The sequence below is a fragment of the Chryseobacterium sp. 22532 genome, assembly GCF_052044665.1.
Lineage (GTDB): Bacteria > Bacteroidota > Bacteroidia > Flavobacteriales > Weeksellaceae > Chryseobacterium > Chryseobacterium lathyri.
Map to the genome: position 1 here is coordinate 165,089 of NZ_JBQENJ010000004.1, position 20,624 is coordinate 185,712.

Annotated in this window: 12 protein-coding genes; 11 read left to right on the top strand and 1 reads right to left on the bottom strand. The window is 38.4% G+C overall.

What is annotated here, in order from left to right:
- The first annotated feature begins 141 nt into the window (after positions 1-141).
- The 9 genes from ACTJIV_RS12090 (at position 142) to ACTJIV_RS12130 (ending at position 15,015) form a co-directional block, all read left to right on the top strand.
- Positions 142-2,769, top strand: coding sequence for a glycoside hydrolase family 3 C-terminal domain-containing protein (locus tag ACTJIV_RS12090; RefSeq protein ID WP_440627744.1), 2,628 nt, complete (start codon positions 142-144; stop codon positions 2,767-2,769).
- A 152-nt stretch (positions 2,770-2,921) separates the two neighbouring features.
- Entirely contained in the window at positions 2,922-4,895 is a 1,974-nt protein-coding gene (locus ACTJIV_RS12095) for an alpha-L-arabinofuranosidase C-terminal domain-containing protein (RefSeq protein WP_440627746.1), read from the top strand.
- A 248-nt stretch (positions 4,896-5,143) separates the two neighbouring features.
- A complete protein-coding gene (locus ACTJIV_RS12100) occupies positions 5,144-6,841 on the top strand; it encodes a ribulokinase (protein ID WP_440627748.1) in 1,698 nt (565 codons plus the stop codon).
- Positions 6,842-7,057: 216 nt separating this feature from the next.
- Complete coding sequence (locus ACTJIV_RS12105) at positions 7,058-7,756, top strand: L-ribulose-5-phosphate 4-epimerase (RefSeq protein WP_440627750.1); 699 nt, start codon at positions 7,058-7,060, stop codon at positions 7,754-7,756.
- Positions 7,757-7,919: 163 nt separating this feature from the next.
- Positions 7,920-9,416 (top strand): L-arabinose isomerase, encoded by a 1,497-nt coding sequence (gene araA, locus ACTJIV_RS12110; RefSeq protein WP_440627752.1) that lies wholly within the window; start codon positions 7,920-7,922, stop codon positions 9,414-9,416.
- A gap of 21 nt (positions 9,417-9,437) precedes the next feature.
- Positions 9,438-10,598, top strand: coding sequence for an aldose epimerase family protein (locus ACTJIV_RS12115; RefSeq protein WP_440627754.1), 1,161 nt, complete (start codon positions 9,438-9,440; stop codon positions 10,596-10,598).
- 3 nt (positions 10,599-10,601) lie between these two features.
- Positions 10,602-12,329 carry a sodium:solute symporter family transporter gene (locus tag ACTJIV_RS12120; RefSeq protein ID WP_440627756.1) on the top strand — a complete coding sequence of 576 codons (1,728 nt, stop codon included), beginning with the start codon at positions 10,602-10,604 and terminating at the stop codon, positions 12,327-12,329.
- A gap of 87 nt (positions 12,330-12,416) precedes the next feature.
- A complete protein-coding gene (locus ACTJIV_RS12125; RefSeq protein ID WP_440627758.1) occupies positions 12,417-13,061 on the top strand; it encodes a 3'-5' exonuclease in 645 nt (214 codons plus the stop codon).
- 46 nt (positions 13,062-13,107) lie between these two features.
- Positions 13,108-15,015, top strand: a complete 1,908-nt coding sequence (locus tag ACTJIV_RS12130) for a DUF294 nucleotidyltransferase-like domain-containing protein (protein WP_440627760.1) — start codon at positions 13,108-13,110, stop codon at positions 15,013-15,015.
- Between the two features lie 2 nt (positions 15,016-15,017).
- Here ACTJIV_RS12130 and ACTJIV_RS12135 read toward each other — a convergent pair whose 3' ends face one another.
- Positions 15,018-15,704 carry an NUDIX hydrolase gene (locus ACTJIV_RS12135; RefSeq protein WP_440627762.1) on the bottom strand — a complete coding sequence of 229 codons (687 nt, stop codon included), beginning with the start codon at positions 15,702-15,704 and terminating at the stop codon, positions 15,018-15,020.
- A 522-nt stretch (positions 15,705-16,226) separates the two neighbouring features.
- Here ACTJIV_RS12135 and ACTJIV_RS12140 point away from each other — a divergent pair.
- Positions 16,227-18,599 (top strand): beta-L-arabinofuranosidase domain-containing protein, encoded by a 2,373-nt coding sequence (locus tag ACTJIV_RS12140; protein ID WP_440627764.1) that lies wholly within the window; start codon positions 16,227-16,229, stop codon positions 18,597-18,599.
- A gap of 55 nt (positions 18,600-18,654) precedes the next feature.
- The gene (locus tag ACTJIV_RS12145; RefSeq protein ID WP_440627766.1) at positions 18,655-20,562 is read left to right on the top strand and encodes a sialate O-acetylesterase; all 1,908 of its coding nucleotides are present in this window, start codon (positions 18,655-18,657) and stop codon (positions 20,560-20,562) included.
- Positions 20,563-20,624: the final 62 nt, after the last annotated feature.

Here is a 20,624-nt window from a genome sequence, read left to right on the forward strand (position 1 = left end):
GTAACCTTTTTACTTTAAATTAAGTGTGCTATATACATTTATTAAAATAGAATCTTATCTTTGTCTTTATCACATTGAAAAACAATATTCAATGGTAATAATCAAAATGTTTTAACAGAAGACTGCTTTAAAATTAACCATATGAACAAAATTTTATTAACCCTGTCAGTTGTAGTCTGTACCTTTAGTTATGCTCAGAATTTCAAATATCCATTTCAAAACCCTGGTCTTCCGGTTGAGCAAAGGATTGAAAATCTTTTAGGATTATTAACGGTTGACGAAAAGATTGGAATGATGATGGATAATTCCAGGGCTGTCCTAAGACTTGAAATTCCGGCTTACGGTTGGTGGAACGAGGCGCTTCACGGTGTTGCCAGAGCAGGAACGGCTACTGTTTTCCCACAGGCAATTGGTATGGCGGCAACATGGGATGTTTCAGAACATTTCAAAACTTTTGAAATGATTTCTGACGAAGCCAGGGCAAAATACAATAAATCTTTCGATGAAGCTCATAAAACCGGACGTTATGAAGGTCTTACTTTTTGGACTCCCAACATTAATATTTTCAGAGATCCTAGATGGGGAAGAGGCCAGGAAACGTATGGGGAAGATCCTTACTTAACTTCTGTTTTGGGAGTTGCTGCCGTAAAAGGCCTGCAGGGCAATGATCCGAAATATTTTAAAACCCACGCCTGTGCCAAGCATTTTGCCGTTCACAGCGGTCCGGAATGGAACCGGCATTCCTATAATGCTGAAATTTCCAAGAGAGATCTTTATGAAACCTATCTTCCGGCTTTTAAAGCACTGGTTTTGGAAGGAAATGTGAGAGAAGTGATGTGTGCCTATAATGCTTTTGACGGCCAGCCTTGTTGTGCCAACAATACGTTGCTTAATGAAATTCTTCGTGGTAAATGGAAATACGACGGAATGGTGGTTTCAGATTGTTGGGCTTTGGCCGATTTCTATCAGGAAAAATACCACGGAACACATCCTGACGAAAAAACAACCGCTGCAGATGCATTAAAACATTCAACAGATTTGGAATGTGGAGATACTTACAATAATCTTAACAAATCCCTGGCAAGCGGATTAATTACCGAAAAAGACCTCGACATTTCGATGCGTAGAATCCTCAAAGGGTGGTTTGAATTAGGGATGCTTGATCCCAAATCGTCTGTTCACTGGAACAATATTCCTTATTCTACGGTAGATTCTAAAGAACATAAAGGACAGGCATTGAAAATGGCTCAAAAATCTATTGTACTGATGAAAAATGAGAAAAATGTTCTGCCTTTAAATAAAAATATAAAAAAAATTGCCGTTGTAGGTCCTAATGCCGACGACGGAATTATGCAACTGGGAAATTACAACGGAACACCTTCTTCAACGGTGACGATTTTAGACGGAATTAAAACAAAATTTCCAAATGCTGAAATCATTTACGAAAAAGGAACCGAGGTGGCAGATCCATCATCCAGAACATCTCTCTATCAGAATTTTGTAAGTCAGAAAAACGGTGAGAAGGGAATGAAGGTTGAATTTTTTAATAATAATGAATTCAAAGAAAAACCGGTCAATACTTCGGTCAATACAACGAGGATTACCTACAGCAGTTTTGGGGGGACTCAACTTGCGCCGGGAGTGGCCAGAGAGAATACTTCAGCAAAAATATCAGGTGTTTTTAAAAGCAGTTATTCTGGTGAAGTGATATTTTCTGCCGCAACATCGGATATGTACACGCTTTTGATTGACGGTAAAGAGATCGCTACCAGAAAAGGGCCGGATGCAAGACATCCTTCTGAATTTCCGGTGAAAATGGAGAAAGGGAAGGAGTATCAGATAGAGTTTCGACACAGCCAGAAAGGAAAATATGTAAGCATTGATTTCGAAGTGTACCGAAAAGATCCGGTGAATTTTAATTCAGTAAAAGAAAAAGTAAAAGACGCTGAGGTAATTGTTTTTGTCGGCGGATTGTCCCCGAGCCTTGAAGGAGAAGAAATGATGGTTAATGCAGAAGGTTTTAAAGGTGGTGATAAAACTTCAATAGAGCTTCCGAAAGTTCAGCGTGAACTGTTAGCAGAATTAAGAAAAACAGGAAAACCTGTTGTGTTCGTACTGTGCACGGGAAGTGCGCTTGGTTTGGAGCAGGATGAAAAAAATTATGACGCTCTGCTGAATGCCTGGTACGGCGGTCAATCCAGCGGAACCGCTGTTGCCGATGTTTTAGCGGGAGATTACAACCCTTCCGGAAAATTACCAATTACTTTTTACAGGAATCTTGAGCAATTGGATAATGCACTTTCGACAACGAGTAAGCATCAGGGTTTTGAGAATTATGATATGAAAGGCAGAACCTATCGCTATATGACCGAAGATCCTTTATATGCATTTGGTCATGGTTTAAGCTATTCAAAATTTGCCTATGGCAATGCTAAATTGAGCAAAAACAGCATCAATTCTAATGAGAAAATCACGATAACAATTCCGGTTACCAATACTTCAGAAAGAGATGGCGAAGAAGTGGTGCAGGTGTATGTCAAAAGAAATAATGATCCTTTAGCGCCCGTAAAAACGCTGAGAGCTTTTGAAAAAAAATTGATTAAATCTAAAGAAACAAAAAACATCCAGCTAAACATCTCTGAAGAATCTTTTAAATTTTATGATGAAAAAGCTGATGATCTAGTTTCAAAATCAGGAGATTATACCATTTTCTACGGAGGAACTTCAAAAAACTCAGATTTAAAAAGTATTCAGTTGAAAGTCAAGTAAACTATTCTCAATGTAGGAAACCTTATAAATTTTTAAAACCTAAGGTTTATCAATAAATAGAAGAATAATACATTCAATTTAAAAGTTCACGATTATAGATGCCACACTGACTGTAATTGAAATGTTTATCTGGACAATCAAAAATAGTATCAATGAAAACAAAAAATAAAATTTTTACCATTCTTCTTTCAAGTTGCGTTGCATTTTCATCAGCGCAAAACTCAAAATTTACTTTAGATCTTGATGGAACTCCTACCAACATTAAAATCCAGCCGACAATGTATGGGATTTTCTTTGAAGATATCAATTTTGCAGCCGATGGCGGTATTTATGCCGAATTAATCAAAAACCGAAGCTTTGAATTCGATGAACCCTTGACGGGCTGGAAACAGCAAAATACACAAACCCTTTCTCATAATCTGGATTCCGGGTTTTTGACCATTTATTCTGATCATTCCAAAACCAATAAAAACTACGCAAGAATTACCGTTCACAACGATAAAAAGTACATATTGGAAAATGAAGGCTTCCGGGGAATCGGACTTCATAAAGATGCTAAATATGATTTCATCTTTGATTTAGAAAATGTATCTGGAAATATTTCTGCTATCAATGCAAGCTTGGTTGACGAAAAAGGAGTGGTAATTTCTACAGTTCCGATAATCATCAAAGGAAAAGGATGGCACAAATATTCGGCTGTTTTTTCTCCTTTAGGAACGGTAGAAAAAGCAAAACTGCAGATCACTTTTACAGGAAACGGCGTTATAAATATGGATATGATTTCCCTCTTCCCGCAAAATACCTGGAAAGGAAGAAAAGGTGGCTTAAGAAAAGATTTAGTTCAGAAATTATACGATTTACAGCCTGGATTTCTGCGTTTTCCGGGAGGTTGCATTGTGGAAGGCAGAACACTTGCTGAAAGGTATCAATGGAAAAAAACATTGGGAAATGTAGCAGACAGAGAATATCTCATCAACAAATGGAGTTCAGGTTTCCCGCATCGCCTGACTCCCGATTATTACCAATCGTTCGGATTAGGTTTTTATGAATATTTCCAGCTTTCCGAAGATTTGGGAGCCGAGCCTTTACCGATTCTTAGCTGTGGAATGGCCTGCCAGTTTAACACAGGTGAGCTGGTAAACCTTGAAGAATTAAACCCTTTTGTTCAGGATGCTTTGGATTTAATTGAATTTGCCAACGGTGATGTCAATACGAAATGGGGAAAAATACGTTCAGAAATGGGACATCCCAAGGCTTTTAATATGAAATATATTGGCGTCGGAAACGAACAGTGGGGTGAAGACTATATCGAACGGTACAAAATTTTTGAAAAAGCCATTCATTCAAAATACCCCGATATTACAATCATTTCCGGAAGCGGACCATTGCCTGATGGAGAATTTTTCGAATACGGCTGGAAAGAGCTTAAAAAGTTCAATGCACAGATTGTCGATGAGCATTATTACAATTCAGCAAAATGGTTTCAGGAAAATGCTGCGAGATACGATAAATATGATAGAAACGGGCCTAAAGTTTTTGCAGGTGAATATGCAGTTCAGTCGGTAAAAACAGTAAGTCCGGACAATAAAAATAACTGGGAATCGGCACTTTCGGAAGCCGCTTTTATGACAGGGCTGGAAAGAAATGCAGATGTGGTAACCATGACTTCTTATGCGCCACTTTTTGCACATGCCGATGGCTGGCAATGGACTCCGGATTTGATTTGGTTCAATAATCTGCAGTCATACGCAACTCCCAATTATTATGTTCAGAAGTTATTTTCGAATAATAAAGGGACTGATTTACTGAAGATTTACCACAATAAGACCCCGGTCAGTGGACAGGATAAACTCTATGCAACTGCAGTAAAAGACAGTAAAAATAATGAGGTGATCATTAAAATTGTCAATACAGACGGCAAGACAGCATTAATAGAAATTAATCCTAAAAATATAAAACTGGGACAAAAACTGACAAAAACGGTCTTAAAAGCTCCTACACTTTCTGCCGAGAATAATTTTAAAACAGAAAATATACAGCCTGTTGAAGATAATTCAGTCATAAAAAAAGGGATATTTTCAATGGAAATTCCTGCCTATTCGCTGGTTGTTTTAAAGATTAAATAAGCCTCAGATACGAACATAGAAATAAAAAATAAAATTAAGTGTATTTTATACATTTATTTAAAATAGAATCTTATATTTGTTTTATCTCAAGAACAGAAATGTAATGGATTTATTAAGGCTTAATTAAAAATGATTCTTTTTAGTCATCAAATTAAACCTAAGCTTAAACATTTAGCATTAGAAATCTCACCCAGAGCTTGTCGAAGGGGTCTATCAAAATATTGTTAAAAACTTAACTCATTATATAAATGAAGAAATATGTTATCGGACTGGATTATGGTACAGATTCCGTTCGTGCTGTACTGATTGATACAGAAAACGGTGCAGAACTGTCTACATCAGTCAGCTACTATCAACGATGGAAGCAGGGAAAATTCTGTTTGCCGGAAAAAAATCAGTTTCGCCAACATCCTTTAGACCATATTGAAGGTTTGGAACAAACCATTTCTAATGTAGTAAAAGAAAGCGGAGTGGCACCGGAAACTGTTGTAAGCATCTGCATTGATACTACAGGTTCATCACCACTTCCTGTAAACAAAGAAGGAATAGCACTGGCTTTAATACCCGGATTTGAAGAAAATCCCAATGCAATGATGGTTTTATGGAAAGATCATACCTCTATTCATGAGGCTGAAGAAATTAATCATTTGGCAAGAAACTGGGGCGGCGAAGATTACACCAGATTCGAGGGCGGAATTTACTCTTCCGAATGGTTTTGGGCAAAAATTCTACATATCAACAGACAGGATGAGAAAGTGAAAAATTCCGCTTACAGCTGGATGGAACACTGTGATTACATCACTTTTCTACTTTCCGATCATCAGGATCTGGCAACATTCAAAAGAAGTCGTTGCGCAGCGGGTCATAAAGCAATGTGGCACGAGTCATGGAACGGACTTCCGTCTAAGGATTTCCTTGGGCAGCTGGATCCGTCTTTAGCTGAGCTTCGGGACAGATTATATGATAAAACCTATACTTCCGATGAGATTGCAGGCAGTTTAAACGAAGAATGGGCGGCTAAGCTGGGACTGACAACCAATACTGTGATTGCTGTAGGAACTTTCGATGCCCATTCAGGAGCCGTCGGTGCAAAAGTTGAAGAGAACACCCTCATTAGGATTATGGGCACGTCCACCTGTGATATTATGGTTGCACCCAACGAAATCATCCGGGATAAAACCGTAAAAGGTATTTGCGGACAGGTGAACGGTTCTGTTATTCCAGGACTGATTGGTCTGGAAGCCGGTCAGTCCGCATTCGGAGATCTTTTGGCATGGTATAAAGACATTCTCACTTGGCCAATTCATAATGTGCTTATGGATTCCGATAGTATCGATGAAGATCAAAAGCAGCGCTTAAAAGAAGAAATAGAAAATAATCTCATCCGCAATCTTACTTTGGAAGCTGAAAAAATTCCACTTTCCGAAACAATTCCTGTTGCCCTGGATTGGATCAACGGAAGAAGAACACCAGATGCGGATCAGCAGTTGAAATCAGCAATTTCCGGGCTCTCTTTGGGAACAAAAGCACCTCATATTTTCAAGGCTTTGGTTAATGCCATTTGTTTCGGATCCAAAAAAATTGTCGACCGTTTCGAAGAAGAAGGCGTTAAAATCAATAAAGTAATCGGAATTGGTGGCGTTGCCAGAAAATCCCCGTTTATTATGCAGACATTGGCAAATGTTCTGAATATGCCGATCGTCGTGGCGGCATCTGATCAGGCTCCGGCTTTGGGAGCAGCGATTTATGCGGCAGTTTCGGCAGGTATTTATCCGACTGTTCAGGAAGCAAGCCGTAAAATGGGCTCCGATTTCGAAGCTGAATATTTTCCTCAGGCAGATCAGGTTGAAAAGTATGCAGAATTAATGAACCAGTATCAGATTCTCGCCGACTTTACTGAAAACAATATGAAATCAAAAAAGAAGGTGATCGCTGGCAGTGTATAGTTGATAAAAATTTTCAACCCGGATTATGAGTGCACTGCGTGAAACGAGGAACTAGATTCATCGATTCAAATAAAAATAAATAAGGGGTAATTCAACAGGACAACCTTATCAAGGTTCAAAACCTTGACAAGGCTGACGGAAATCAATAGGAATGGGCTTTAGCCCGAAACAAAGACCTGTAATTTTTAAATTATTTAATCATTTAATAAAAATAAAATGAGCATCTATAAAGAACTTCAGAGAGAGTGTTACGAAGCCAATATGCAGTTGGATGCTTTGAAGCTAGTCGTTTATACCTTCGGAAATGTAAGTGCCGTTGACCGTGAAAAAGGAATTTTTGCGATCAAACCAAGCGGTGTTCCTTATGAGATTCTAAAGCCTGAAGACATTGTAATTTTAGATTACGATGCCAATGTGGTGGAAGGAAAATTAAGGCCGTCATCCGATACCAAAACCCATGCTTACCTCTACCAAAACTGGGAAAGCATTGGCGGAATTTCTCATACTCACGCGATCTATTCGGTAGCCTGGGCTCAGGCACAGCTGGATATTCCGATTTTCGGAACCACACATGCAGATCATTTAACGGCAGATATTCCCTGTGCACCGCCAATGCACGATGATTTGATCGAGGGAAATTACGAATACAATACCGGAATCCAGATTCTCGATTGTTTCAGAGAAAAAAAATTGTCTTACGAAGAAGTGGAAATGGTACTCGTTGGAAATCACGGACCTTTTACCTGGGGGAAAAATGCTGATAAAGCGGTTTATAACAGTAAAGTTCTGGAAACAGTTGCGGAAATGGCCTATCTCACCCGGCAGATCAATCCCAATGCAGTTCGGCTGAAAGATTCCCTCATCAAAAAACATTACGAACGAAAACACGGAAAAAATGCCTACTACGGACAGTAAATGACATTAGTCATGAAAATTTTTTTATTAACGGAAAGCAAACCTATAAGGTTTAATAAAACAAATTATTTAAACAGAACCCGAAGGGTTTAATATCAATAGCCGTAGGTAAAACCTATGGTAAAATATATAACAATTATTTATCAATTATCATTTATATTATATGTTAACACCTCTCAATACCAAAGAAATCTGGTTCATCACCGGAAGCCAGCATTTATACGGACCTGAAACATTAGCTCAGGTTTCTGAACACTCAGGAAAAATTGTTGAAGCGCTCAATAAATCTTCATCAATTCCTGTAAAAGTGGTTCTGAAGCCAACCGTAAAAACTACAGAAGAAATTTTTGAAACGCTTACGGCTGCCAATTTTGCAAAAGATTGTATTGGAATAGTGACCTGGATGCACACATTTTCACCTGCAAAAATGTGGATTCGCGGGCTCACAGCTTTACAAAAGCCAATGCTGCATCTACATACACAATTCAATCAGGATATTCCCTGGTCTACAATGGATATGGATTTTATGAACCTGAACCAGGCTGCTCACGGTGACCGTGAATTTGGGTTTATGGTAAGCCGTCTTCGTAAAAACAGGAAAGTAGTTGTAGGACACTGGGCAGAGGAAAGAGTTCAGAAACAAATCGGAGACTGGAGCCGTGTTGCAGCAGGCTGGAACGATTGGCAGGGAGCGAAATTTGCCCGTTTTGGAGACAATATGAGGTATGTAGCCGTTACAGATGGTGACAAAGTAGAAGCGGAAACAAAATTCGGATTTTCAGTAAATACCTGGGGAATCGGAGATTTAGTGAGCGTTGTCAATGCTATTGGTGAAGGTGAAGTAAAAACTTTAATTGAAGAATATGAAGCTTCTTACAAAATGGCAGATTCTCTGCTTTCGGGAGGAAGCAACAGAAAATCACTTGAAACTGCTGCGAGGATAGAATTAGGACTGGAAAAGTTCCTGAAAGACGGAAATTTCAAAGGTTTTTCAGATACTTTTGAAGACCTTCACGGATTGGAGCAGCTTCCTGGAATTGCTGTTCAAAGGTTAATGGAAAAAGGCTACGGTTTTGCCGGAGAAGGCGACTGGAAAACAACAGCATTAGTCCGTGCAATGAAAACAATGGGACAAGGTCTCGAAGGCGGAAACGCATTTATGGAAGACTATACTTATCATCTCAATCCTGTAAATCCTTCAGTTTTAGGTTCCCATATGCTGGAAGTTGACCCTGTTTTAGCGGTTGATAAACCATCCTGCGAAATTCATCCGTTGGGAATTGGAGGCAAATCAGATCCTGTCCGTCTGGTTTTCAATTCCAGAGGAAATATTGATTCTCTGAATGCTGCTCTTATGGATTTTGGAAATCATTTCAGACTGTTAATCAATAAAACAAAAGCATTGGAAATTACCGAAGAATTACCAAAACTTCCTGTAGCAAGAGTCCTTTGGAAACCACTTCCGGATTTGTATACAGCTGCAGAAGCATGGATTCTGGCTGGTGGAGCACATCATACGTGCTATAGTGAAAACATCAGTGCAGAGCAGTTGGAAGATTTTGCGGAGATTGCAGGAATTGAATCCCTGGTTATTGATGAAGATACAAAAATCCGTGATTTTAAGAACAGTCTTCGCTGGAATGAAATTTATTATCGTTAATCTTGCAATACTATTCAAACTATGAAAATAATAAACTATAATCTGATTATTGTTGCAGTTTTATGTATTCTCGGATGCAGCAAAAAAGAAAACATTAATCAGCCTCAAAAAGAAAATATGGAAAAGATACAGGTTTCAGATTATGGAGTGACTGCAAAAGGCGATTCCATTAAAAAATACACCTTAACCAATAAAAACGGGATGAAAGTGGAAGTCATCAATTTTGGAGGAATTATCACCTCATTGACAGCTCCTGATAAAGATGGTCACTATGAAGATGTCGTTTTAGGCTTTACAAAGCCTGAAGACTATTTCAATGGAAATCCGTATTATTTCGGAGCATTGATTGGACGTTTTGGAAATAGAATAGCCAACGCAAAATTCACTTTGGAAGGCAAAACCTATGATATTGATAAAAATGACGGACAAAACAGTCTTCACGGTGGAAAAGAGGGTTTTCACACCAAATTCTGGAACATTGAACCTGTTAAAGGTGCGAAATTTCCAACTATAAAGCTGGCTTACACGAGTGCAGACGGCGAAGGAGGCTATCCGGGAAAATTATCTGCCACGGTATTCTACACATTGACAGAGGACAATGCTTTGGAGATTTCTTACGAAGCAACGACGGATAAAGCAACATTTGTTAACCTTACTCAACATTCATATTTCAACCTTTCAGGGAATTTTACAAAAACGATTACTGATCACGAACTGCAAATTAATGCAGATAAATTTTTACCTGTCAGTGAAACGTTGATTCCAACAGGTGAACAGAAATCTGTAAAGGGAAGTCCGTTTGATTTCACGGTTTCAAAACCAATCGGAAAAGACATCAATGTTACAAATGATGATCAGCTGAAAAAAGGAAAAGGTTACGACCATAACTGGATTCTGAATGGAAACGGAATGAGGAGCATTGCAAAAGTCTATCATCCTGAGTCAGGAAGAGTGATGGAAGTTCTTACGGATGAACCGGGTGTTCAGTTCTATTCCGGAAATTTTCTTGATGGAAAGTTTGACACTAAAACAGGAGGGAAGAATGAATTCCGAACAGGCTTTTGTTTAGAAACCCAACATTTTCCGGATTCTCCAAATCAACCTTCTTTCCCTTCAACAGAACTTAAGCCGGGACAGAAATATCAGACTAAAACGATTTATAAATTCTCAGTTAAAAAATAAATTATGGGAAACTTAGCAACTATTGATATCATCATATTTCTGATTTATTTTGTGGTGGTAGCCGGTTACGGAATTTGGATCTACAACAGGAAAAAATCTGCAGCTACAGGCAGTAAAGATTATTTCCTGGCAGAAGGTTCACTTACCTGGTGGGCGATTGGTGCCAGCCTGATTGCGTCCAATATTTCGGCCGAACAGTTTATAGGAATGAGTGGTGAAGGATTCTTCGTAGGCATTGCTGTCGCAGCTTACGAGTGGATTGCAGCCATTGCATTGATTATTATTGCAGTCTGGTTCATTCCTATTTACCTTAAAAATAAGATTTATACGATGCCCCAATTCCTTGAAACCCGTTACAACAAATCGGTTTCACTGATTATGGCGGTTTTCTGGCTGTTTCTGTATGTGATTGTAAACCTGACCTCCATTCTTTATCTGGGAGCTTTGGCCATTGATACATTGCTGGGCGGAGATAATCTTCATATCATTATGATTGGGTTACTGCTCATGGCCTTGCTGATTGGTCTGGGAGGAATGAAAGTAATCGGGTACACCGACGTTATTCAGGTAGCGGTTTTAATTATCGGAGGTTTTGCCACGGTTTATATGGCTCTTCAGATTGTTGACCAGAGAATTAACGGAGCCGCTGTAGGAAATGCTTTCGCAGGTTTCCAGACATTAATTAAAGAAGCACCACAGCATTTTAAACTCATTCTTGATAAACCGACTACAACCACCACAACTCTGGCAATGCCGGAGAACGTGAATGTTCAGAAATATGTGGTTTTACCTGGATTGGCAATGTACTTTGCTGGTCAGTGGATTGTTAACCTGAATTATTGGGGATGTAACCAGTACATTACGCAGCGTGCTTTGGGAGCAGACCTAAAAACGGCAAGAACCGGAATTTTGTTCGCGGGATTTTTGAAATTATTTATGCCGATTATTGTGATGCTTCCGGGAATTGCAGCTTATGTTTTATATACGAAAGGACATTTGCCAGGTTTCAACGGTGTAAAAGATGGCGCCTATTCAGCCATTTTAGGCTTCTTGCCAACAGGGCTGAAAGGTCTTGCAGTTGCAGCGCTTACTGCTGCAATTGTAGCATCTTTGGCAGGAAAAGTAAACAGTATTTCGACCATTTTTACTTTGGATATCTATAAAAAATACCTGAAAGCAGATGCTACCGAAATCCAGATGGTAAGAACAGGACGCTGGGCAATCATTATCGCAATGTTCGTAGCTCTGGCATTTACATGGACAGATGTCCTGGGAATTGGAGGAGAAGGTGGTTTCACATTCATCCAGAAATATACCGGATTTATCAGTCCCGGAGTTTTTGCTATGTTCCTTTTGGGAATGTTCTGGAAAAGAACAACAGGAACGGCAGCTTTGGTAGGCGTTCTTCTTGGCTTTTTACTGGCTATTTTCTTCAACAGTTTTGCAGTAGATATTTTCGGGAAAGAAACCTGGCTATACACTGCTTTTACCTATGAAAAATTAGAAAACGGAGTCGTTCATACGATCACCGAAATTCCGTTTCTGATTAATATGGGTTGGTCATTCTTTATTACAGTTGCTGTTATGGTGATGATAAGTTTGGCAGGTCCGAAAGTAAATCCTAAAGCTTTCGCTATAGATGCAACCATGTTTAAAGTAGATTCCAGAACATTGGTTATGATTGTAGTAACAGTTCTTTTACTGACTGCACTTTATGTGAGATTCTGGTAATTAATAAATAATTTATAAATAGGATGTCATGATTGGCATCCTATTTTTGTTAAAGAGTCTGATGATTTTGTAATTTTAAATAAAGTTTTGAAAAAATATCTCCTTTTTATCGATACCGAAACAACAGGAATTCCGAAACGTTGGAATCTTCCTTATTCTGAAACAGACAACTGGCCATCAGCAGTTCAGGTTGCATGGATTTTGTACGATGAAGCCGGGAACAAAATTAAATGGGAGAATTTTTATATTTATGATGAAAATTTAAAAATCAGTGCACAGTCGGTTAAAGTACACGGGATTACCAAAACGTTTTTGAGTAAAAACGGACAGAACCGGAAATTGGTTTTAGAAAAACTTTCGCAAGATATACAGCAATATCAGCCGCTCATAACCGGACATTTCACAGAATTTGATATTCACACGCTAAGCTGTGATTATTACAGGGCAGGTTTGGAAAATCCTTTTCAAAAAAGTTATTTTTACTGTACAATGCTCAAAAGCAAAGGCTATGCTTTTAATCCTGAAACAGATTACTTCCGGCTACCACAGCTTTACGAGTTTCTTTTTAATGAAAAGATGGAACGCTCTCACGATGCTGTGACTGATGCAGAAATGACAGCAAAATGCTTCTTTGAGATTCGTTCCCGTGGTGAAATTTCGAAAGATGAACTTCAGAATATCCATCACAAAATTGAAAGTAAATTGAAATTTTTAGATAAAATCAATAAGTAAATGAAATAATTTATTAATCTGAATATATGCCACCTATTTAATCATTATGGAAGAAAAAATTATTTCGCTATTAAAAGTAACAAAACCTTTTGATCTTCTGCCTGAAACGGTTCTTGCTGAAATCTCTGAATCGTTTACAAAAACCGAGTTTTCTAAAGATACATTGGTGTATCGTCAGGAAGTGACTGAAATGAGAGGAGTAGACATTATTTCATCAGGAGAATACGAAACTTTCTTTTTTGATGCTGCAGAAAACAAAAGATGTCTGACCAGACATTATCCGCCTTACTGTTTCGGCGGAATTTCAGTTGTTCTGAACCGGGTTCGTGCACTAAAATCTGCGATAGCCAAAAAAGGAACTGTGGTTTACACCTTACCCAGAAAGGAGTTTTATGAATTATGCAATGCGTATGACAGCTTTTTTCATTATTTCACTTCAGATTTTGGTATAAAAATGTTGGATGAGGAGTTTTCGCACTTTGTAAAAACCCCGGCTACTTTTGAAGAAAGTTATTTTGCTGCCGATCAGCTGTATTCCAGAAAAATAGAAGGCATCGCTTACAAAAGTATTGTGTCATGTGAAGAAAGCACACCCGTTTTTGAAGCTGCTAAAATGATGGCAGCCAACAAAGTGAGCTGTATTTTTATCAGGAAGTCACAGAGTGACGAGATTATCGGTTATGCGACAGATATTACTTTACGGGATAACGTCATTGCCCGCTGCCTGGATTCAAGAACAGCCATTTTGGAGGTAATGGATAATCCAATTGTCAGTATTTCCAGTGATGCTTACCTGTATGAAGCGGTTCTGATGATGTTTAAAACCAAAACAAGATATCTTCTGGTAAAAAATAAAGAAGAATATGTAGGCTTCCTCAGCAGAAACCGTTTGCTGAGCGAGCAGGCGCAGAGCCCGTTGGTGTTTATCCAGTCTGTAAAGCAGGCAGAAAATACGGAAGAGCTCCGCAAAAAATGGAACCAGGTACCTGATATCATCAATCAGCTTTTGGGTAGGGGAGTTCATGGTGAAATTGCCAGTCAGGTTATTACCACCATTGCAGATACAATTACAGGAAAAGTGATAGAAAAGGTCATCAGACAGATAGGAAAGCCGCCTGCCAAATTTGCCTTTATTGTCACAGGAAGCGAAGGAAGAAAAGAGCAGACGCTGAATACCGACCAGGACAACGGAATTATCTATGAAGACAAAGCCAACGAAGACCGGGAAATGGTAAGGGAATATTTCCTGGATTTTGCCAGAAAAGTTTCCGACGACCTCAATATCATTGGTTTTGAATACTGCAAAGGTGGCTTCATGGCGAGCAATCCCAAGTGGACGCATTCTCTTTCTCACTGGAAAAGAAATTATACCCAATGGATTGAAAAATCTCTGCCTGAAAGTGCGATGAATTTTTCCACATTTTTTGATTTCCGTTTTATTTACGGTGATGACGCTATTGTCCGTGAGCTGAAAATTTTTATCAAAGAAAAACTGGCTTCGCCCAATCAGCTGTTTTTTGCCCATATTGCTAAAAATGCACTGCAGTATGAACCACCATTGACCTTTTTTAAAAGAATAAAGACCCAGACTATCGGAAAATCAGAAGTCTTCGACATTAAAACAGCGATGTCTCCAATTGTAGATCTGGTTCGGGTCTACGCGTTGGAAAATCAGCTCGAAATTGAAAATACTGGGGAAAGAATGAAAAAATTAAAGGAAATCGGAATTTTCACACAGCAGCAGTATAATGAGATGCATCAGTCATATTATTATCTGATGGCGCTCCGGCTTAAAAACCAGGCCAATCAAATCAATATAGATAAAAAGCGCCCTGATAATTATGTAGAAATTAGTAAACTTACTAAAATAGAAAGAGTAACACTGATCGAAATTTTCAAGACCATTGCCAATTTTCAACTGGGAATCAAAGTGAAATTTACCGGAAATTTCTAAGACTAAATTTTAAACATAAAGCCTTCCGAGATCTTCTTATTGTATTTCTCTTCGTCAAAAGTGTAGAGAAAAGATCCTTTTTTAGATGAGTTCATATCTTTTTCATTAGTTTTTACCAGAACATCCAAAGCATTGATTTTGCTGGTAAAATTCCGTTTGTCATATTTTTCATCAAAAATAGCTTCGTAAAGATTCTGAAGGTCTTTCATGGTGAATTTTTCAGGGAGAAGCTCAAAGCCAATCGGCCTTGTCGTTGCTCTTCTTCTCAGTCTCAAAACAGCATCTTTTACCATTGCGTTATGATCAAAAATAAGATTGGGACGGTCTTTCAGATCAAACCATTTCGCACTGTATTTTTCGTTGATCTGAATATTGTCTTGGATATTGATTAAAGCATAGTATGAAATCGACATAATTCTGGCAGTAGGCTCCCGGTCAATTTCTGTGTAAGCTTTCAGTTGTTCAAGGTAGATGTTTTCAAGTCCGGTCAGAGCATTCAGAATACGATTGGCAGCCTGATCGGAATTTTCTTTATCATCAACAAATCCTCCCATCAGTGACCATTCTCCCTTTTTGGGCTCGAAGTTTCTTTTTACCAGAAGAATTTTAAGGTTTTCTCCACCAAAACCAAAGATAATACAGTCTACTGCGACAAGATGTTTGGGATAAGTAAGATAATTTTCTTCCATCAAAATGATTTTAAACAAAGTTAATTCTTTTAATGCAGATTTAATATGAAAAATTAATAAATGTATATTAAACACTTTATCTTTTTCCTAATACTCATTTTGATGATTTGTAAGTTTCAAATAATATTTTGGGGAATTATTTTCATCATTTAAACGAATTATTTGTTGAAATAATGGTAAATCTTATATGAATGCAATGTTAAAAATATGTTAAAATTTTGATCCGGTATTTCACTCTGCTTTTTTTCAGGGTTATTATTAAAATACGATAAGCCCGGATATAATTTTTTTCCGGTTTTTATAAACACACGATATGTATTTTGATAATGACAGGATTACATTTATTTAATTGATATTCTATAGTTTGTCTATTCTTGTTTTTTATGATAAGGTAAAGGTTTGTAAAAGTTTTTTTACTTATTTCAAAATGCGTTTTCAAAAGGACATATTGCTAAACGGGGAAAACTGTTTGCTATCTGGATACTTTCTTTTATTTTAGAAATGTAGAAATAACATTTATTAATGAACAAAAAATCACTGATAGTACTTCTGGGCTTTACTACGGCTTTTGGACAAGTAAAGAAAAATGTTAGCTACTTTCCGCTCAACAAGGTTCATTTGTCCGAAAGTGTTTTCAGCCGGGCGATGCTTACGGATGAGAAATATATCCTGGCAATGGATGCAGGCCGGCTTCTGGCACCTTATCAGAAAGAAGCTGGACTTAAACCCGACAAAGAGAACTATCCCAATTGGGAAAATACAGGATTGGATGGTCATATTGGCGGTCATTATGTATCCGCTTTGGCATTAATGTATGCTTCTACAGGTGATTCAAAAATAAAGCAGCGTCTGGATTATATGATTGATGAGCTGGAGCGTTGTCAGAATCTTTCAGGAGACGGTTATCTTTCGGGAGTTCCGAACGGTAAAAAAATCTGGAAGGAAATTGCCGGGGGAAATATCCGGGCAGCAACTTTCGGTTTGAATGACCGTTGGGTTCCTTTATATAACATTCACAAGATATATTCGGGTTTACGTGATGCCTATTGGTATGCGGACAACCGGAAAGCAAAACAAATGCTCATCAGGCTCACGGATTGGATGGCTGAAGAAGTTTCCGGACTTTCCGATGCACAGATTCAGGACATGCTCCAAAGTGAACATGGTGGTCTGAATGAAGTTTTTGCTGATGTTTACGACATTACAAAAAATGAAAAATATCTAAAGCTTGCCCATCGTTTTTCTCATCTTGCGATTCTGAATCCACTGCTGAATGGCGAAGATAAACTCACCGGCATCCACGCCAATACACAGATTCCGAAAGTGATTGGATTTAAACGCATTGCCGATTTGGAAAACAATAAAGAGTGGAGCAATGCCGCCGATTTTTTCTGGAACAATGTTACGCAGAAAAGATCAGCTGTTATCGGAGGAAACAGTGTCAGCGAGCATTTCAATCCGATCAGTGATTTCAGCGGAATGATTAAAAGTATTGAAGGTCCCGAAACCTGCAATACCTATAATATGCTGAAACTCTCCAAAGAATTGTACGCAGCCAATCCAAAATCATCTTATGTAGATTATTACGAAAAGGCTCTGTACAATCATATTCTTTCCACACAAAATCCCGGAAAAGGCGGTTTTGTTTATTTTACACCGATGCGTCCCGGTCATTACAGGGTGTATTCCCAGCCGGAAACCAGCTTTTGGTGTTGCGTAGGTTCCGGAATGGAGAACCATGCCAAATATGGTGAAATGATCTATGCGTATTCTGATGAAGATCTGTATGTAAACCTGTTTATTCCTTCCGTTTTAAAATGGTCTGAAAAGAAAATAATTCTGAGACAGGAAAATAATTTCCCGGAATCACCATCTACGAAACTGATTTTTGATGTTGTATCAGCCTCAAATATCAATTTAAAATTAAGAGCGCCGGAATGGTCAGATGCCTCTCAAATCAACATTTCAGTAAATGGTAAACACATCAATGTGCCTGTAAATGTTGAAGGGTATTTTAGTATTAAAAGAAAATGGAAAAAAGGAGATGTGGTCGAGATGAAAATGCCGATGCATCTTTCCGCAGAGCAGCTTCCCGATCATTCAGATTATTTCGCGTTTAAATATGGTCCGGTCGTTTTAGCTGCCAGATACGGAAAAGAAAACCAGGATGGACTTTTCGCCGATGACAGCAGGGGTGGACATATCGCGCACGGTCCACAGATTCCTTTAAATGAAATTCCAACTATTTCAGGCCCTTCAGCTTCGGTTTTAAATCATTTGGAAACAGTTAGCGGAAAAGATTTGACCTTCAGATTGAGTGGTCTGTATCCCCAGAATAAATTCAGTAACGGACTGGAATTAGTTCCATTTTATAAGATTCACGAAGAGCGCTACATCATTTATTTTCCCCAGGCAGATCAGGATAAGATTGAAAAGATTCAGAAGCAGAAAGCTAAAGAAGAAGAGGAAATAAGAAAGCTTGACAGCATCACTTCAGATAAAGTTCAGCTGGGTGAGCAACAACCGGAATCAGATCATTTCATCAACAGCAAAGATTCCAATACCGGTTATATGGAGGACCGCCATTTCCGTGAGGCAAAAGGTTGGTTCAGCTATCAGATGAGAAACAAAGATAAAAAGGTAAAGTATCTTTATCTTCTTTATTTTGATGCCAATACCAACCGAACGTTGAATGCGGAAATTAACGGAATCAAGGTAATTTCTAAAAATTTCGACGGAAAACTAGGCAGCTCTCCACAATCATTATTAATTCCAATTCCCGAATCTGAAAGTCGTAAGGAAGTTCTGACAGTAAAATTGAATTCAGGTGAAAAATCCCTTACCCCGAAAATCATCGAAGTCAGATTGCTGAATCAAATGCCAAATAAAAACTAAACAAGTCTTGTCAAGTTTTTAAACCTTGAGAAAACTACAAAATATTCCAATCCATATGAACAATAGATTTAACAAAATTTTAAGCTTGCTGCTCTGTATATTCTGCATTTTCATTGAAGCTAAAATCAAGCTTCCCGCATTGGTTTCAGACGGAATGGTTCTGCAGAGAAACCAAAGGCTGAATGTTTGGGGAAAAGCCGATACCGGAGAAAAAGTAGAAATTAAATTCATCAATAAAAAATATAGCACAACCGCCGACCAGGTCGGAAACTGGAAAATTCAGCTTCCGGAGCAGAAAGCAGGCGGTCCTTATACAATGACCATCAATGAAATTACATTGAAGGATATTCTTATCGGCGATGTCTGGCTGGCTTCAGGACAATCGAATATGGAACTTCCGATGCGTAGACTGACACCGCTTTATGCAGATGAGATTAAAAATGCAAATAATCAGAACATCAGATTCTTCACTGTTCCACAAAAATATAATTTTAAAATGCCTCAGACTGAGCTTGATGGTGGCAGATGGGAAGCAACCAATCCACAGACAATTCTTAATTTTTCCGGAGTTGCCTATTTTTTTGCGAAAGAATTAAGTGAAAAAAACAAAGTTGCCGTTGGAATTATCCACACCAGTTTGGGTGGTTCACCAATCCAGGCCTGGATGGATGAAAATTCCCTGAAAAAATATCCTGAATATCTTGACGAAGCCAAAAAATGGCAGAATGATGATTTAATAAAATCTACAGAATCTGGCGAACAGGCATTGAGCAAAGCTTGGTACACAGAACTCGACCAAAGTGATATCGGATTTAATCAACATTGGGAAAACTTTGACCTAAACGATTCTGATTGGAAAACAATGAATATTCCAGGTTCTTGGGAAGATAAAGAAGGTTCTTTTGAAGGTTCGGTTTGGTTTAGAAAAGACATTAATTTAACTAAAAATCAGGCAGGAAAAGCCGCCTTTTTAAATTTAGGAAGAATAAAAGATGCTGATGCCACCTACACCAACGGAACAAAAGTCGGAAATGTAACCTATGAATATCCGCCTCGATGGTACAATATTCCGGCAGGTATTTTAAAAGAAGGCAAAAATGTCATTGCCGTAAGAATTACAAACGGAAGCGGAAAAGGGCAGTTCATTGCTGACAAGCCTTACTATCTTGATATTGATGGAAATAAAATTGATTTAAAAACCGAATGGAAATATAAAATCGGGGCTAAAATGGAAAAAATGGCTCCCGGACAGACCTTCATCCGTTGGAAACCGACAGGGTTATACAATGCAATGATTCACCCTTTAATCAATTATAATATCAAAGGGGCGATTTGGTATCAGGGCGAAAGCAATACCGGAAAACCGAAAGAATACGGAGACTTGCTGACCACAATGATTCTGGACTGGCGAAACAAATGGAACCAAAAAGATTTGCCGTTTTTCACCGTACAGCTGGCCAATTTTATGGAACCGAAAAACCAGCCTGTCGAAAGTAATTGGGCAGAGCTCAGAGACCAGCAACGTCAAGTTTCGCTGAAAGTTCCAAACACAGGACTTGCCGTAATTATTGATTTAGGAGAGTGGAACGACATTCATCCGCTTAATAAGAAAACAGTGGGAGACAGACTGGCTTTACAGGCATTAAAAGTGGCATACAAAAAAAATATCACGGCAGACGGACCGGTGTATCAGTCAATGAAAGTGGAAGGAAATAAAATTATGCTCTCTTTCAGACCCGGAACAGATGATTTTGAGCCTGTCTCAGAGCTGAAAGGTTTTGCTGTCAAAAGTAAAAACGGTAAATATGAGTGGGCAAAAGCCAAAGTGGAAGGTAATAAAATAATGGTTTGGAACGATGATGTAAAAGAACCTTTCGCTGCTCGCTACGACTGGGCAGATAATCCCGACGGAAATTTGAAAAACAAAACAGGACTTCCTGCTTCACCATTTACTACTGAATAATTACTAAACCAAACATATAATAAAGGCGGATTTTATTCTATGATCTGTCAGTCTATAAATCT

Excerpts from the sequence above, each read along its gene's own strand:
- ACTJIV_RS12090 (WP_440627744.1), top strand. The coding sequence starts at position 142 with ATGAACAAAATTTTATTAACCCTGTCAGTTGTAGTCTGTACCTTTAGT.
- ACTJIV_RS12095 (WP_440627746.1), top strand. The coding sequence starts at position 2,922 with ATGAAAACAAAAAATAAAATTTTTACCATTCTTCTTTCAAGTTGCGTT.
- ACTJIV_RS12100 (WP_440627748.1), top strand. The coding sequence starts at position 5,144 with ATGAAGAAATATGTTATCGGACTGGATTATGGTACAGATTCCGTTCGT.
- ACTJIV_RS12105 (WP_440627750.1), top strand. The coding sequence starts at position 7,058 with ATGAGCATCTATAAAGAACTTCAGAGAGAGTGTTACGAAGCCAATATG.
- araA (WP_440627752.1), top strand. The coding sequence starts at position 7,920 with ATGTTAACACCTCTCAATACCAAAGAAATCTGGTTCATCACCGGAAGC.
- ACTJIV_RS12115 (WP_440627754.1), top strand. The coding sequence starts at position 9,438 with ATGAAAATAATAAACTATAATCTGATTATTGTTGCAGTTTTATGTATT.
- ACTJIV_RS12120 (WP_440627756.1), top strand. The coding sequence starts at position 10,602 with ATGGGAAACTTAGCAACTATTGATATCATCATATTTCTGATTTATTTT.
- ACTJIV_RS12130 (WP_440627760.1), top strand. The coding sequence starts at position 13,108 with ATGGAAGAAAAAATTATTTCGCTATTAAAAGTAACAAAACCTTTTGAT.
- ACTJIV_RS12135 (WP_440627762.1), bottom strand. The coding sequence starts at position 15,704 with ATGGAAGAAAATTATCTTACTTATCCCAAACATCTTGTCGCAGTAGAC.
- ACTJIV_RS12140 (WP_440627764.1), top strand. The coding sequence starts at position 16,227 with ATGAACAAAAAATCACTGATAGTACTTCTGGGCTTTACTACGGCTTTT.
- ACTJIV_RS12145 (WP_440627766.1), top strand. The coding sequence starts at position 18,655 with ATGAACAATAGATTTAACAAAATTTTAAGCTTGCTGCTCTGTATATTC.